Here is a 14,650-nt window from a genome sequence, read left to right as displayed (position 1 = left end):
TCTACCTACTTCCATGCCGAACGGAATGAGACGGTCAGGAGCGCTCCCGCGTCGTAGGCGGGAGCAGTGAACGCGATCTGGTTGACACCCGGCTCCAACTGCCACCACGACCCGGTGACGGTGCGGAGCACGGTCCCATCGAGCAGCGCCGTCCGGTTGACGGTGTCGATCGTCAGGACCCGGCCCGCGTCGATCGCATCAGCCACGACCAGGCGTCGACCCGTCCCCAGATGGGTGATCGTCGGGGCCGGGCACGGCCCGGTGATGGAGAGGGACGGCGGTGCGGCGGCGTTGCCCGCGTTCGTCAACGCCAGGCGGCCCGAGTTCACCGTCGCGCCAATGGAGATGGGCAGGACGATCGGGAGCGACAGGCCGCCCGTGGTGAACGGCAACCCCGTCGACGCAGACTGCAGGACCGTGGCATAGCGGCGCGGGTCCGGTGCGATCAGGGACAACGAGTACGACAGCAGCCCACCGACCCGGTCCGCGATCACCGGCTTCTCATGCTGGCGTACGGCAGCCTGCTTGGTGGGGAGCACCGCAGCGACGCCGTGAGCCACAGTCATCGTCGTCTGGTCCGACAACGGGACCGCCGCCATGAGGCGCTCCCACGCGAGGGTCGCAGCATCCCACGAGGGGGCCTTCACCCGGCCCTCGACGTGCACGATTCGCGGCACCGCGAACACATCGCTCACGTGGCCGCCATGGTCGGACACACGGTTCGTGACACCAGAGTCCGGTGCGGCGTAACCGTCGTCCCAGCCGTCGAGCTTGGTGAGGAGCCAGTCGACGCCGTACTCGTCGACCAGCGGGTCGAGGTGCGCCCCGGACATGGCGATGGTGCTGCCGATGGTGAGTCGTGCTGTGTCGACAGGCACCTAGACCACCGCCCTTGCCTGGAGTCGGGCAACCTCGCGGGCCGTGGCCTCAGCGCTGATCGCTTCGGTCACGCTGATCGGGCGCATCGACTTGAGCCACTGGAGCTCCTGGCGTAGCAGCACCAGTTGGTTCTCGATGCGGCCGACGCCGGCGTTGGCCACCCCGAGCTCCCCGCCGTACGCCGCCATCCCTGCCTGGGTCGAGACCGAGCCCAGGAGCGCCTCGCGCTGCTTGAACATGGCGTCGAACTCCAGCGCCCGACCCGAGGAGAGGAGCCCCTGGATGTCACGGTTGGACCCCTCCGACAGGAGCGCGTCGATGGCCCCGGACGAGATGCCAGCGGCCGAGAGCTGCGTGATGATGCCCTGCCGGGCCTCGAGCCCGGCGATGTCCTTCGACAGGGCACCGAACACACCCGACGTCGACGACCCGGAGTAAAGGTTGCCCGACTGGGACTCGAACAGCGACGACCGGAACCCGGCCGTGGCCGCAGCTCCGAGACGCTCCATGTTCTGCACGACGGCATCACGGACCTCCTTGGCTGCAGACTTCTGCTCCTCGGCGGCGTCGATGAACCCATCGACAGCCGTCGTGGCACCGTCGATCATCGCGACCATGGCGTCGGTCTGGTCCTGTTGCCGCTTCTCGGCGGCATCGGCCTGGTCCTTCGCGTCGCTGGCGGCCTTGTCTCGGGCGTCCTTCGCGTCCTGTGCCGCGTCTTCGCCCTTCTGGCGGGCCGTTGCACCCAGCCCGGCCTTTGCGGCCGCCAGCGCGACCTTGGCCGCCTCGAGCTCAGTCTTCGCGATCTCCCGGTCGAGACCCTTGAGCTTGTTCTTGCCGTCGGCGTTGAGGGCCTTGATCAGGTCCTTGATCTGCTTCTCGGCCTGGAAGACGGCCAGCCGCTCGTCGGCGTTGCCAGTGCTCCCGGTTTGTGCGTCGAAGAATCCGACCGGACCACCGTTGGCGTACCGGAACTGGCTCCGCATGGCCTCGACACGGCTGTGTCCGCCGGCGTTGGCGACCTCGCGGGCGGTCCACATGTGCTCGCCGTTCGATGCCCAGATCGGGATCTCGTCGGACGTACCCGTGCCAGGACCGGTGATGGGGCCGCCCGTCGCCTTCGGCTTGCCGCGGCCAACGGTGCCTCCGCCCCCGGACGCGGTGTAGATCGCCCCGACCCGGACGGCGTTGATCCGGACCTCTTCGTCCTTGATGCTGCTCAGCGCCTGCTCAACCGCGTTGATGCTCGAGTAGACACCGCCGGAGTCGATCGTGAGCTTGGTGCTCTTCTCCTTCGGCACACGGGTGGTGGCGTCGACGTACTTGTTGATCTCGTGCTGCCCGCTAGCCCAAGCGGCGTTGGCTCGGTTGATCTCAGCCTTCGTAGCGTTCGCGAGCTGCTCCATGCGCAGAGCGCCCTCCGGGCCGGCTTCCTTGAGGGCCGCGATCAGGCCTTTGCGGAGACCTTTGTCGGCGGCCTCGTTGGCGTTCTTGCGGAAGTTTCGGAGTGCGGTGGCCTGCTTCTCCATGTCGCGGATCCAGTCGTTCAGTGAAACCTTGGAATCGTTGAGGGAGTCGCCCAGGTTGAAGAACCCTTGGGCGGTCTCGCTCGCGGCCTTCCGTGCGTCCTGGAGGGCCTTGACGGCCGCCTCGATCTGGGCGAGGGACTGCCCGGCCGCGGCACCCATACCCTCGAAGCCGTCAGCAGCTTCGCCAGCGGCCGATGCCGCGGCTCCAGCAGAGTCGCCGGTCTCACCGTTCGCCTCCGCGAGCAGCTTGGCGTTCTTCTCGGCTTGGGCTTGGGCCTCGGCTTGAGCCTGGATGTTGGCGACGAATTGATCGGCGTCCTTGGTCCAGTTCTCGGAGTCCCAGATCGCGAACCACGCCGAGTTGTCGGCGTTCGCGGCCGCGTTGACCTCCTTCATCGCCTCGGCCGAGCCGAGGGCGGCATCGACGACTGTCTCGGCGCTTACCCCGATGGACTCGGCGTACTCCAGCCATCCCTCGTCCTGCAGGTTGGTCGCGATCGCTTGGCGGGTCATCGCACCGGTCTGGTCGTCCAATGCCGCAGTCAACGAGCTGACGTACCCCTCGGCCTTGGCTTGCTCATTCATGAGCAGGCCCAGGGCGACCGCGGCCCCACCGAGCGCGATGCCCCACGGGCCACCCATGAACGACGAGAACGACGAGACCTTGCCCTTGACGCTGGAGGCAGTCACACCCAGGCCTGAAAGGGCTGTGTGCGTGTTGTTGATGCCCTGGATGGTCTTCGAGGCGACGAAGATGCCGCCACCGAGGAGTGCGGTGACACCTAGGAGGCCTGCGGTCGCGGACTTCGCGGCACCGGGGAGCTTGTTGTAGGCGTCGACGACCCCCGTGAGGCCCTGGGTAAGGGAACGCAGGGGGCCCTGGGACGACGATCCCGTGCCGATCAGGGCAGTCTCGAGTGACCCCTTAAGTCGTTCGAAGTCGCCGCTCAGATTATCGAGCTTGATGGACGCGTTCTCAGCCGCGTAGCCCTCGTCGTCGACGGCCGCGGTCATCTCGCGTACGCCGTCAGCGCCCTCGCGGTAGAGGATGTTCGCCGCCTGGAGCTGCTCGGTTCCGAAGATCCGGCCCAGCGCGTTGGCCCGCTCGGCGTCAGTCAGACCGCCGAGGCGGGACTGCAGCTGGCCGGCGACACCCTCGAAGCCGACGAACTTGCCCTGGGTGTCGAAGACGGAGATCCCGAGCCCGTCCATCGTCTGCGCTGCCTTGACCGACGGCGACGTGAGCGAGGCGAGCATGCCGCGGAGCCCGGTGCCGGCCTTCTCGCCGATGATGCCGTTCTTCGCGAGAAGCGCGATCGTGCCGGCGGTCTCCTCGATGGACACGCCGAGCTGTGCCGCTGGGACACCGGCGTAGTCCAGCGCCAGAGCCATGTCACGGACTTCGCCCTGTGCCTTGCCGGCACCGGCGGCGAGGAGGTCCGCGACGTGGGATGCCTGGTCGCCCTTAAGGGAGAACTGATTCAGCGCGGTGGCGGTGAACTCGGCGGCTTCACCGACCTCGAGCTGTCCGGCGGCCGCCAGGTCGAGCGCACCGGTCAGACCACCGGCGAGGATGTCGGTCGTGGCCACACCGGCCTTGGCCAGCTCCTCGATGCCCTGGGCGGCCTCGGTCGCTGAGAACACGGTGTCCGCACCGGCGTCCAGCGCGGCCTGCCGCAGCTCATTCATTCCCGAGGCGGTCTCACGAGTGGCTGCCTCAACCGAGGAGATCGCCGACTCGAACTTCGTCGACGCCGCCAGCGCAACACCCAGCCCCGCAGCTGCGACCAGGCCCACCTTGCCGGCCGTGTTCCCGAGCTGGTCGAGCCCCTGCATCGCCTTGCGGTTGTCGCCGACCTTGTCGACCGCGTCACCCGCGGCCTTGCCGAACGCCTGAACGTTACGGATCGCCTGGGCGGTCTCCGCGGAGATCTTGACGACGACGCTGCGGACCTGACCGGTCATCCGTCACCTCCGCGGCTCGTCATCGGGTCAGTCGGGGCGGGTCGTGGTGACACCGAGGACGAACGCCGGCACCGGGTCAGTGGTGGGCCGGGTGTTGCGGACGACGGTGTAGGCGACCTGGCGCCCGGCCTGTGCGGTGCACGCGTGACAGACGTACTCGTCGGCCTCGAACCAGCCGTCCATGTCGGAGTGCCACGCCAGATCGCGGGGGAAGCTGCACCGGCAGAGGGTGGCCTCGTACGACTCGAGGCCCTCGAGGAGTGCGTGGTCGTCCGGGGTGAAGGCCGGCGACCCGATGGTCGAAGTGACCCGATCTACGTGGTCAGGGTCGTCGTACAGCAGGGTCGTGGTGAGGAACCGGATCCCGCAGTAGAGCGTCGGTGCCACCCCGCGCTTGCGGGCGGCGCCGATGAGATCGCGGGCTAGCCCTGCGCGCGGCTCGGCCAGGAGCCGAGCGATTTTGGGACGTCGACACCCCCGGTCGTGTTGGCCTGCCACGCCTTGTTGGCCAGCTCGACCATCTGCGGCGACCCGAGCGCGCCACGCAGGCTGTTGACCTCGTCGACGCTCAGCTTCGGCTCGATGGCGCACGCGGCGATCAGAGCCGTGTTGTACTCGGTGAGGTCCGGGTCCTCGCCCTTGGGGCGGTGCGCCTTGTCCCAGCCGGGCCACTCGTCGGACGGCATCCCACGGAACCGGACGAACCGCATCGCACCGGACATCTCGTGGCGTACGGCCTCGAGCTCGGCGTGCTTGATCTGGGCCGGGGTGGGGCCTTCGTCGCCGTCGGCCAGGCTGACGTCGATGACTTCGCCGGAGGGGCCCATCAGCCCGGCGAGCTCGAGGATGATCCGGTCGTACTCGGCCTGCAGGTCGCCTCGGATGCAGATCCGGGCGGTGCGCTCGATGCGGCGGCCGTGCTCGAGGATCTCGGACACGGACAGCGGCTTCACGGCGGCTTCGGCGAGGGACGTGATGGTGACCTCGGCGATGGCCGTGGGGGTGTGAGCGGGGTGGCCGGCCGGGTCGGAGGGGATCTCGCCGAGCGAGACGTCGGGGTTGGTCATGGTGGTGCTCCTGTCTGAACTGCGAGGTTGCGAGGTGGGCGAGGTGGAGCACCGGGGCAACGGACCTCGCAGCCGCCGCCCCGGTGGGCGTGGGTCAGGCCACGGAGATGTTCGGGTACATCGCCTGCGGCTCAAGCGGGATCCGCTTCTTGAGGTAGCCGCCGAGGTCGGACGGCTCCTGCGGGGCGTCGGTGATGACCTGGCCACCGAGGTAGATCTCGTCACCCGTGGCCCACGCAGCGGTCTCGAGCTTCCCCGTCTTGCGGGCGTAGATCCACAGGTTCGTGCCCTTGGCCTTGGTGGCCGTGAACAGCGAGTCCTCGGTCGGGTCCGCCACGCCGGTGCCGGCGTTGAAGTAGCGGAAGATCGACAGGCCGGCCGAATAGTTGGACGGGCCGAGGGCGTTGATGTTGTTGATGTCACACAGCGCCTTCTCGGCGACCTTGTCGCTGTCGGTGGGTGTCCACAGGAAGTCGGATCCGAGGACCCGGCAGGCGGCGTTGATGCCGAGGTTGAGCTCGGACACCAGGGGTGATCCGGGGTTCGCCGGCTGGGTCGTGAGAACCGCGAGCTTGATGTGGCCGTCGGCCAGGCTCTTGGGCATGGTGTTACTCCTGTCCCGCGTCGGCCGCGGAGTTGTCGGAGGGCTCGGTGCCGTCCGGGCTAGGGGTGTCGCCGATGGGGGTGTCGACGTCGGTGCTAGGGCCGCCGCCGAGCTCGACGTCGACACCAGGGGTTGCGGGCTCAGGCAGGGGATCGGTGCCGACGACCGCCTGGACGGCGCCGAGCAGGTCGGCGTGCTTGCGCAGGCCGCTCACGTCGATCTCCGCCTCATCGGCGAAGCTGCGGATCTCGGCGACCGTGGAGGCCTCGGTGGGGGCCTGGCCGAGCTGACCCTCGAGGGCACGCTGGGACGGGGTCTTTTGGATGTTGCGGCCGAGGATCGGGTCGTCCACGAAGTGCGCGGGGACCCGCTGCTTGAGGCCGGTGATGGTGTCATAGACCTCAACGAAGCCGTCGCTCATGGTCTGTCCCCTCTCAGATCTGGATCGGAGCGACGGTCACGGTGGTGACGGCGCTGTAGGTGATGGCCACGAGGTTGTCGGTGGCCGAGTCGCCGAGGACCGAGGGGAACGGGCCGATGATCCGGTCCGCGCCGGCGGGCACGGCGATGGCGACGTCGGGCTCGGGCAGCCCGAACCGGCCGTTGCCGGGGACAGCGACGGTGACGGTGATGGATGCGCCGGATCCGTTCCGGACGATGAGTGCGCCGCGGTCGTTGGGGACGACCTTGTCGCCGCCTGCTGAGGCGGCCACGAAGCCGGGGTTGGCCCCGGCGATGGCGGCCTGGACGAAGTTGAGCTGTGCCATGAGGGCTTCTCCTCGGGGTTGGTCCTCGGCGGCCGCCGAGGAGGATCAGGTGGTGGCGTCGAGCTGGTACTGCAGGGGCACGAAGAGGCGTACGGGCAAGTTCTGCCGGTCGGGGATCGGCTGGCCGGGGTCGAAGCCGGGGGGCTTGCGGAGGCGGCCGCAGACGTGGCCGGCGACGATCGGGGTCCAGCGGTTGAACGCGGCCTCGATGCGGTCGACCAGGGCGAGGAGGTCCTGGGCGTCGGAGGCGACGGCGGTGATCTGGATGAGCTGGGTGGTGTCGATGGACTCGTCGCCGAGGTTGGCGTCGGGGCCGTCTCCGCCTGTGCCGGGGTAGACCACGAAGTACGGGAGGACACCGAGCACTTCGTCGACAGGCGGGTCGGTCGGGGTGTCGGCGGGTGCGCCGGGAAGGAGCCGGCCGACCTTGCCGTAGTAGCCGGTCGCGTTGGTGATCGTGAGGCCGCGTGAGGCGACTGCGTCGCCCAAGGCCCGGCGCGAGACCGGCATCAGATCAGGCCGTCGAGGATCTGCCCGATCGCGGCATCGAGGCCGGGCGCGCGGCGGTCGAACGCGGGGCCCATGTACGCCTTGCCGGGCTGGGTGCTGGTGCCGTACTCCTGGAAGACGCCGTACTCCGCGGTGGGGCCGATCTCGGCGCTCATGCTGCCGGTGCGGCCATCACCGGTGAGGGTGGTGGTGATCGAGTTCTTGAGGTTGCCGGTGTCGACCGGGGCGAGGGCCTTGGCGTCGGCCTCGATGTCGAAGGCGGTCTTGCGGACGGCTGCCGCGGTGAGGGCGCCGATGGTGCCGGAGGCGGCCTGCAGGCGGAAGCCCAGGGCGCGGAGCTCGGACACGTCGAGGGCGACGGTCATGGCTGGCCTCCTGGTCAGTCGGCGAGGGTGCAGAAGATGTCGCGCTCGAAGCGCTGGGTGCCTCGCACCACCCGCTCGACGCGGAGGGTGCGGTTGATCAGGACGGCGTCGTCGACAGCGGTGACGCGGGCGAGATGGCCCTCGAGGGGCTCGACGTCACGGGGCACGGTGATGAGGTAGTCGGCGATCGTCTCGTCGTCCTCGGCCACGGCGATCACGCGGGCCTGCCCGGTGAGTGCCTGGATGCGGCAGCCACCGGTGAAGTACGGGGTCTTGGGTGTGGCCACGTTCCGCTCGAGCTCGTCGGACCAGGTCTGCACGGTGCCGGGCTCGCGGAGGGCGATGGTGCCGTCGAGCATGGTGCCCTCGGCGACCGGAGCGTGATGCGCGGCCCAGTCGTCCGGGATCACGGCCCGGCGCCCGGACCCGGTGTGGTGACGCTTCACAGCCAGCCCGGCCGCTCGGTCAGCTCAGGCCCGAACCCGCCGCAACCGACGACGTCGACGATCTGGAAGAACCCCTCGTCAGCGTCCTCGTCGACCTGGTCGGCCTGTGCACGGAGCGCAGCGGCGCGCTTGCGCAGAGAGTCCGCGGTCTTCGGGCCGTCGGTGGCCAGGTCCTGGGTACGGATGGCCTTCGAGGTCAGCGCCTCGTCGTCGGCAATCGTGTCGAGCGCCTGAGCGGCCGCCCGCTTCACGCTCCCAGACTCGAGCGCGAGGTAGGCCGTGATCTCGTCGTCGCCGAAGACCTGGTCGGCCTGGGTGTCGTTGATCAACAACCGCACCTGGCCGGCGGGAGTCGTGTAGTCGATCGCCATGACGGCCTCCCTGGGGTGCGGCTGTGGAGTTGTGGTGCTGACCCGGTGGGGCAAGGGGCGTCTGACGCACCCCTCGCCCCACTGGGCAGTTCAACTGGGTCGTGCCCTCGGTCAGGCGCCGTTGACGTGCGCCACGATGCGCGCCAGACGTACAGGTGTGAAGAAGGTCTGGGACCGGAACCAGGTCTCCATATCGGAGTCGTGCTTGCTGGTGTTGCAGGGACGACAGGCCACGACGACGTTCGTGGCGGTGTACGGGCCGCCCTTGCTGTCCGGGATCACGTGCTCTTGGGTGAGCGTCTCGGTCGCCCCGCAGTAGGCGCAGGCATCCTCGAAGAGTTCTAGACAGCGGTGCCAGTCGTCCGCGGTGAAGTTGGCCAGCAGCCCGGAGGCCTCAGCGCGGCGCCGGAGCTGGGTGATGGCGTAGAACAACCTGCCCTCAGAAGACCGGTTCCACTTGGCCGAGTTTCGATACCGAGTAGCCCTGCCCTCTGGTGTGGACATGTAGGCAGCCTCGCGGCTCCTGGACGCTTCGGGATTGGCAGCCCGATGGGCCGCCTTCTGTCCACGGATGCGTTCCCCGTTGGCCTCGCGGTAGCGGCGGTTGCTCTCCGAGACGCAAGCCTTGCAATCAGGCCGGAGGCCGCCGCGTGCGGCGTTGCCTCGCTTGCCGAAGAATTCCGACGTCTCGGGCTTGGAAACACCGCACTTCGAGCAGATACGCTCGTCCATGTTCACTCCTCATCCGAGTGGGCCACGCCCCCGGCCGCCGGCAAGCGGTGCGGGGGTCTTTCGTGCTCCGATTCTACTCGATCGGAGCACCTGAGGGGCAGGTCGAAACCCACCCCTCAGGTCAGGATCACGCGCCCCGAGAGACGTACGTGAACAGGGGATCCCCCTGCTGATTCCCGACGATATGACGACCTCTGTACTGAATGTCGTCGATCTCGAACGACCCCTCAAGTGCGGAGATGTCGCCGCCGCCGATCTTGCGGCCGGTGTCGGCCTTGACGCGCAGGTCGGGCTGCTCGTGCCCGGCGAGCTTGGCGACCCACAGTGCGGGCCGCGAGCTCTTCGGCTTCGGCACGAGGAACCAGGTGGTGGCCGCGTTCGCGTGGGTGTTGAGGTAGTCGAGCATCGGATCGACCACGTAGGAGAGCTTCGAGAACTCGTTGCTCTCCTCGGTCTGCGTGGTGCCCGAGGTCTTGCGGATCACCGTCGGGTTGGTGATCGACAGGACCGTCGCCTCGAGGGCCTTCGGGACGACCAGCACCATCTCCGGTCGCGCGATGACCTTCTTCGACTGCGGGTCCTTCTTCGTGGCCATGCCGTCCCACACCAGCTTGAGGTTGTCCCGGGTGAGGGGCAACGCCGTGGGAACGTTGTTGTTGCCGGCCTTGAAGAAGTCGGTGTTGACGTCCGTCGCGATGCTGGTCAGGGCGTTGACCAGCAGCAGGTTGGACGCCGCAGCGATCATCTCGGTCTCCCGGGCCTGGCGGGCCAGCTCGCCCGGGAGTTCCTCGAGCTCGTCGATGGCCTCGTTGTTCTTCCACGCCTCCCACGAGATGGCGAACCGGCGGCCATACTTAGCCACCGCGATCGCGTACTCGTTTGCGCCGCGACGGTCGTCGGCCGGGTACTCCGTGAGCTCGGGGACCCGCTGCATGCCGACGGTGGAGCGCCACCTCGACACAAGCCGCTTGGGCCGGAAGTCACGGACAGTGGTGGCATCCGTGTATTGGTCCCAAACGGTGGGGAGCTCGTCGTACTGCGCAAGCATCTCCTTGTCGAGCTCGGCCGCGGCAGCAAGCTTGAAGTCGCTGGTGGAGAACGCCTCAGCAAGGCGCACGTCGGCACCCCACTGGTTGGCGAACGCCTCGGCCAGGGCCTTGCGGGCACGGCTGGTGCTCGCCTCCCCGATGCGGAAGGCGCGGGGGTTGAGGGTCCCCGAGAGGTCGGAGTCTGACGCGGCCTCGACCGCGGCGGCCCCGGAGAGCAGTTCGATCGTCATGTCGATCTCCGATCAGTTCGCGATGCGAACGGTCAGGGGCCCGCTGGGCGCGGCCTTGGTGGTCAGGGCGTGGCCGTACAGGTTGTTGCCGGTCGCGGTGCCGGTGAGGGCAGTGCCGTCGGCGAGGATGTAGACCGGGTCACCGACGTTGGCCACGGCGAAGGCGACGGTGAACTCGTGGCCACCGTCGAGCCAGACCGATGCGTTCCCGGTGGGGTTGCCGCCGCCGTAGTTGTACGACGTGCTGAGCGTGCCGTCGGCGTTGGTGGGTGCGACGTCGACCTTGGCGCGGTCGGTGGCGCAGACACCGTTGAGGCTGCCGACACGGACCGGGTCGCCGGCCTTCTTCCCGGCGAGGACCGGAAGGGAGACCTTGTCGCCGGCGCGGAACTTTTCGTTGGTCGCCATGTCAGGCTCCCTTCTGCTCGGTCAGCGTCCGGCCCCAGGCGGTGCGGGTCGGCGCGGAGGACTCGGTGGTGGAGTTGGCCGTGTCGGTCGTCTGACCGAACGACGTGATGCCGCCGGCACCGGCCGCGACCTTCTGCTTCGCGGCCGCCTCGGCGACGGTCGTGGTGAAGGCGTCGACGTCGAGCACGCCCGACTCGGTGACGGGCAGGTCGGCCAGCAAGCCGCGGGCCTGCAGCTCGTCGAAGACACCCTCGGAGTCCTCGATGATCTTCCGGCCGGCGTCGCGGCGGATGCGCGCGGCGTCGCTCTCCTGCAGCTTGTCGCGCTCGGCCTTGAGGGCGGCGTTCTCGCTGACGAGAGCGTCCACCCGACCGGCCTTTGCGAGGGCGTCGGTGTGCACCGACTCCTCGACCTGGATCTTGCCCATGTTGTCCTCCTCGGACTCCGTGGCGGTTGGGGTGTTGCTGTCCGGTCGGGTGACCGAGACGTAGGTGGTCTTGACCTGCACCTCGGTGCGGTCTCCGGACAGCGAGACGCCGTCGGTGGTGGAGGCGGTGTAGGTCTGGCCGAACACGCCGTTGTCGTCCTCGGACTCGATCTCGAACCAGACACTCGACTCGTCGAAGTCGCGGACCCACACGTAGGTCTTGTCGCCGCCGTACTCGTCGCGGAGCACGGTCTGCAGCGCTTCGCGGGTGTCGTTCACGGTGGCCTCAGCAATGCCGTGGCCGATGGCGCGTCGGTTGGCGGCCGCGGACTCCATGACGGAGAGGACCTTCCCGCCACGGCCGGCCCGGGTCACGAAGTCGACGGACAGCACTGGGGCGACGAGGCCCTCGATGATGCCGCCGCGGCGTCCCTCGGCCTCGCCCTCGACGATGTCTGTGGCTGACCCGCGGATGGAAGTGCCGATCTGGTCGCGAACAGCCTCGAGCAGCGGCTGCCACTGCGGGACGACGCGAGCTTCACCGACAAGGGCGCCGAGGTCGGCGCCCCAGGCCGTGACGTCGGCCTGGGTGGCGAGGCGTGACTCGCCCACGGTGACGGCCATGATGTCTTTGACCGACCGGACGGGGCGCTCGGCGTCCTCTGCGTCGGTCGGGTGATCGGCGTACATGTGGGTGCCGGCAGGGATGACCTGGTCAGTCGCGGCCTGCTCGATGACCTGGGGTGAGTAGTACCCGCTGGAGCCCCAGCCTGCTGAGATGAACTGGATGGGGAGGAGACCGGTGTTCTTGGCCTCGGCGGCCGCCTTCTCGGTGATCGCGGCGGTTTCGCGGAGCTGCTTGGGCATGGCGGGACCTCCCGGTCACGGGTAGCGTTCGGCGGATGAACGAGGAGATGGGGAACGTCGAAGAGCCGGAGTGGCCGACGCACTGCGAGTACTGCGGACACGAACTCGAGTCCGGTGTCGTGGACGTGGTGCCGGGCGGTGACGAAGTGCTGGCGACAGTCGTCGCGCAGGACTTCTGCCCGAACCCCGATTGCCCTGGGAAGGCGTCGGACCTGGGGTCGGCCGCTGACCCCGCGCCGGGCGCGCTGCCGAACCAGGCGGTTGAGGGGCACCCCGGGCCGTCAGGCGGGGTCACCAATGGGGGCTGATGACGATGCGGACTGCTTCGAGCACATCTGGGTACTCGAAGAGGTGATCATCGGATCGCGCAGCGCGGAGATGGTCTCAACGTGCCGGCGGTGCGGAGCGATCAGCTACGAGCCGTCCGGGTCAGCGAACCCGAACCGCCCGAAGCTATGACTCGACGCGGTACAAGTCGCTGATCGGGCGCGAGTTCTTCTCGAACGACTCTTCCTCGCGGGCCGACTCGGCCGCGATCTCTGCCCGCTCGGCGGCGGTGAAGTCCGCGAGGCTGACGTTCATGCCGATGGCGTCCATCGCCGCACGGCGCTTCGGGCCGGGGGGCAGGCTCAGGGGGTCAGTCGTCATGGACGCCACCTCCCGTAGATCGTGAGCACACTGCCAACGGCATCGTACCGCTCAACGTCGAAGCCGCCGCTGAGCAAGATCTCGGTGCTCGGTGCCATGCGGCCCATCGAGCTGAGCACGATCCCGGCGGCGCCGTCGATGCGGAGCAGCACCCGTGTCCCGCTGCCTCGGGCGTAGACCTTCGCGACATCGGGGAGGGTCGTGGCCGAGACGTGCCACCAGTCCTCGAGCTGCACGACCGCGACGGCGGCGCGCCGGCCCTCGTCGGTGTCGATTGGGAACCGTGTCGGGAGGTTCAACCCGCGGTAGACGAGGCCGACGTCTTCGACTTCGCGGGCGAGGAGGCGTTCGGCCGCCGCGGTCAGGTCGGTCTTGAAGTCGTCCAGGGAGTAGCCGCCGTCAGCGATTCCCGAGGACCGCATGCCCTCGAAGGCCCGGTAGGTCGTCCCGATCTTCCCGCTGGTCGCGCGAGAACGGACGGAACTGGCGGTGATGTCGGCGGCGATCTGCTTGACCAGGTCCTCGGTGGGCTTCCAGTACTGCAGGAGCGCGGTGGTGCGGTCCTCGGTGTCGGGCACGTAGGTGTGCCAGTGGTTGGCGGTGTTCTGGTCGACGGTGCGCAGGTCCGGGCCGACCTGGAGGGGGCGGGCCTTCTGGTAGATCTGCTGCTCGACGGTTCCGAGGATCGGGCCCATGTCCCAGCCGGGCGGCGGTACGGCAGGGCCGGCGCTCGGAGTCATGCGCGGTGTGGCCGGCGGCTTCGATGGCACGAACGAGTCGCGCCACCCGGTGCTCGTGCGGCGTGCCGCCCACTCGGAGCGGGGGTACTTCCCGCCGGCCCAGGCGCGGTAGCGGTCCTGGCCGAGGAGGTCGTACTTCTCGGCCGGGGAGAGGCGTGCGAAGAACGCGTCGGCGTCGGGGATGAGCGACGGCGGCTCGGTGATTCCGTCGAAGCCGAGGTCGGCCCAGGACTTCGTGGTCGGGACACGGGAGCAGCGGCATTGCTGGTGGCCGAGCGGGCCGGGCTCGGTCAGGGGGAAGACCTCGCCGTGCTTGCCAAGACAGGCCGGGCAGGTGCGCGGTGTCAGCGACGCCACCCAGGTCCACCCAGCCAGCACGTCGGCATGGGGTGCCTGGCCAACGGCGGCCGCGGTGCGGTGCGCGTCGATGATCTCCGTGCGCGACACCACCATGGCCCGGGTGAGACCACCGTTGAAGCCCTGCTCGGCGCGCTGGATCATGCGGCGCGCTGCCACCTTGGGGTTGGACCCGGAGGCCACCGACCGGATGAGCTCGCGCTGCACGACGTCGTACGCCTTGCCCGACAGGGGGCGGAGCGTGGAGGTGATCTGCTGGGTGCTGCGCCGCACGATCGCGTCGACCTGGCGTGGGTCGACCCGAGACCAGGCGTCGAGGTCGACCATCTGCGAGGCATTGCGGGGGAGCTGCGAGTCGATGATGGAGGCCTGCGCCGACCCGGCAGTGTCGATGACGCCTCGGAGGTCCCCGAGAATCCGTACGCCGGCGTTCTGGGAGAGGTCCTCGAGGCGGGTCCCGATGGTGGACAGCGCCTTCTTGAGTCGCTCCGCCTTGAGCATCTGTGCGCGGGTGACCTGGCCGGCGGTGAGGGCGTCGACGAGCGCGGTGTTCAGGTCGCGGCCGATCTCGTCCCACGCCGTCGCCCATGCGCGCGTCAGATCGCGGATCTCGTCGGCCACGACGGCGTCGACCGAAATACGGAGCTGGCGTTGGAGGCGGATGGTCTCCTCGCTGGCAGCCACGACCG

18 protein-coding genes are annotated in these 14,650 nt (G+C 68.8%); 1 reads left to right on the top strand and 17 read right to left on the bottom strand.

Features of this window, described 5'->3' with window-relative positions:
• Positions 1-5 precede the first annotated feature (5 nt).
• The 15 genes from H4Q84_RS06605 to H4Q84_RS06535 all read right to left on the bottom strand — a co-directional run bounded on the left by H4Q84_RS06605 (position 6) and on the right by H4Q84_RS06535 (position 12,216).
• Positions 6-878 (bottom strand): phage tail domain-containing protein, encoded by an 873-nt coding sequence (locus tag H4Q84_RS06605; protein ID WP_248582606.1) that lies wholly within the window; start codon positions 876-878, stop codon positions 6-8.
• Positions 879-4,373, bottom strand: coding sequence for a phage tail tape measure protein (locus H4Q84_RS06600; protein ID WP_248582605.1), 3,495 nt, complete (start codon positions 4,371-4,373; stop codon positions 879-881).
• A 27-nt stretch (positions 4,374-4,400) separates the two neighbouring features.
• Positions 4,401-4,760: a hypothetical protein gene (locus H4Q84_RS06595; RefSeq protein ID WP_248582604.1), complete on the bottom strand. Its 360-nt coding sequence runs from the start codon at positions 4,758-4,760 to the stop codon at positions 4,401-4,403.
• A 35-nt stretch (positions 4,761-4,795) separates the two neighbouring features.
• The gene (locus H4Q84_RS06590; RefSeq protein ID WP_248582603.1) at positions 4,796-5,440 is read right to left on the bottom strand and encodes a hypothetical protein; all 645 of its coding nucleotides are present in this window, start codon (positions 5,438-5,440) and stop codon (positions 4,796-4,798) included.
• Positions 5,441-5,534: 94 nt separating this feature from the next.
• Positions 5,535-6,044, bottom strand: coding sequence for a hypothetical protein (locus tag H4Q84_RS06585; RefSeq protein ID WP_248582602.1), 510 nt, complete (start codon positions 6,042-6,044; stop codon positions 5,535-5,537).
• A 4-nt stretch (positions 6,045-6,048) separates the two neighbouring features.
• On the bottom strand, positions 6,049-6,465 hold the full coding sequence (locus tag H4Q84_RS06580; protein ID WP_248582601.1) for a hypothetical protein: 417 nt from the start codon (positions 6,463-6,465) through the stop codon (positions 6,049-6,051).
• Between the two features lie 13 nt (positions 6,466-6,478).
• Entirely contained in the window at positions 6,479-6,811 is a 333-nt protein-coding gene (locus H4Q84_RS06575; RefSeq protein ID WP_248582600.1) for a hypothetical protein, read from the bottom strand.
• Between the two features lie 45 nt (positions 6,812-6,856).
• Positions 6,857-7,321 (bottom strand): hypothetical protein, encoded by a 465-nt coding sequence (locus H4Q84_RS06570; protein ID WP_248582599.1) that lies wholly within the window; start codon positions 7,319-7,321, stop codon positions 6,857-6,859.
• Positions 7,321-7,686 (bottom strand): HK97-gp10 family putative phage morphogenesis protein, encoded by a 366-nt coding sequence (locus H4Q84_RS06565; protein ID WP_248582598.1) that lies wholly within the window; start codon positions 7,684-7,686, stop codon positions 7,321-7,323. The genes H4Q84_RS06570 and H4Q84_RS06565 overlap by 1 nt, the downstream gene beginning before the upstream one ends.
• Positions 7,687-7,700: 14 nt before the next feature.
• Positions 7,701-8,132, bottom strand: coding sequence for a DUF6093 family protein (locus tag H4Q84_RS06560; RefSeq protein WP_248582597.1), 432 nt, complete (start codon positions 8,130-8,132; stop codon positions 7,701-7,703).
• Positions 8,129-8,503: a hypothetical protein gene (locus H4Q84_RS06555; protein ID WP_248582596.1), complete on the bottom strand. Its 375-nt coding sequence runs from the start codon at positions 8,501-8,503 to the stop codon at positions 8,129-8,131. The genes H4Q84_RS06560 and H4Q84_RS06555 overlap by 4 nt, the downstream gene beginning before the upstream one ends.
• A gap of 111 nt (positions 8,504-8,614) precedes the next feature.
• Positions 8,615-9,235, bottom strand: coding sequence for an HNH endonuclease (locus H4Q84_RS06550; protein WP_248582595.1), 621 nt, complete (start codon positions 9,233-9,235; stop codon positions 8,615-8,617).
• Positions 9,236-9,362: 127 nt separating this feature from the next.
• The gene (locus tag H4Q84_RS06545; protein WP_248582594.1) at positions 9,363-10,514 is read right to left on the bottom strand and encodes a hypothetical protein; all 1,152 of its coding nucleotides are present in this window, start codon (positions 10,512-10,514) and stop codon (positions 9,363-9,365) included.
• Positions 10,515-10,526: 12 nt separating this feature from the next.
• A complete protein-coding gene (locus H4Q84_RS06540) occupies positions 10,527-10,922 on the bottom strand; it encodes a DUF2190 family protein (RefSeq protein ID WP_248582593.1) in 396 nt (131 codons plus the stop codon).
• Between the two features lies 1 nt (position 10,923).
• On the bottom strand, positions 10,924-12,216 hold the full coding sequence (locus tag H4Q84_RS06535) for a hypothetical protein (protein ID WP_248582592.1): 1,293 nt from the start codon (positions 12,214-12,216) through the stop codon (positions 10,924-10,926).
• Positions 12,217-12,251: 35 nt separating this feature from the next.
• Between H4Q84_RS06535 and H4Q84_RS06530 the strand changes: the two genes are divergently transcribed.
• A complete protein-coding gene (locus H4Q84_RS06530) occupies positions 12,252-12,524 on the top strand; it encodes a hypothetical protein (RefSeq protein WP_248582591.1) in 273 nt (90 codons plus the stop codon).
• A 145-nt stretch (positions 12,525-12,669) separates the two neighbouring features.
• On the opposite strand, the gene H4Q84_RS06525 is transcribed toward H4Q84_RS06530, so the two are convergent.
• Together H4Q84_RS06525 and H4Q84_RS06520 are read right to left on the bottom strand one after the other, a co-directional pair.
• Positions 12,670-12,864 (bottom strand): hypothetical protein, encoded by a 195-nt coding sequence (locus H4Q84_RS06525; RefSeq protein WP_248582590.1) that lies wholly within the window; start codon positions 12,862-12,864, stop codon positions 12,670-12,672.
• On the bottom strand, positions 12,861-14,645 hold the full coding sequence (locus H4Q84_RS06520) for a phage minor head protein (RefSeq protein WP_248582589.1): 1,785 nt from the start codon (positions 14,643-14,645) through the stop codon (positions 12,861-12,863). Before H4Q84_RS06520 ends, H4Q84_RS06525 begins: the two co-directional genes overlap by 4 nt.
• Positions 14,646-14,650 lie beyond the last annotated feature (5 nt).

The organism is Nocardioides sp. InS609-2 (genome assembly GCF_023208195.1).
GTDB lineage: Bacteria > Actinomycetota > Actinomycetes > Propionibacteriales > Nocardioidaceae > Nocardioides.
This window is presented reverse-complemented; position numbering and strand designations above follow the sequence as displayed.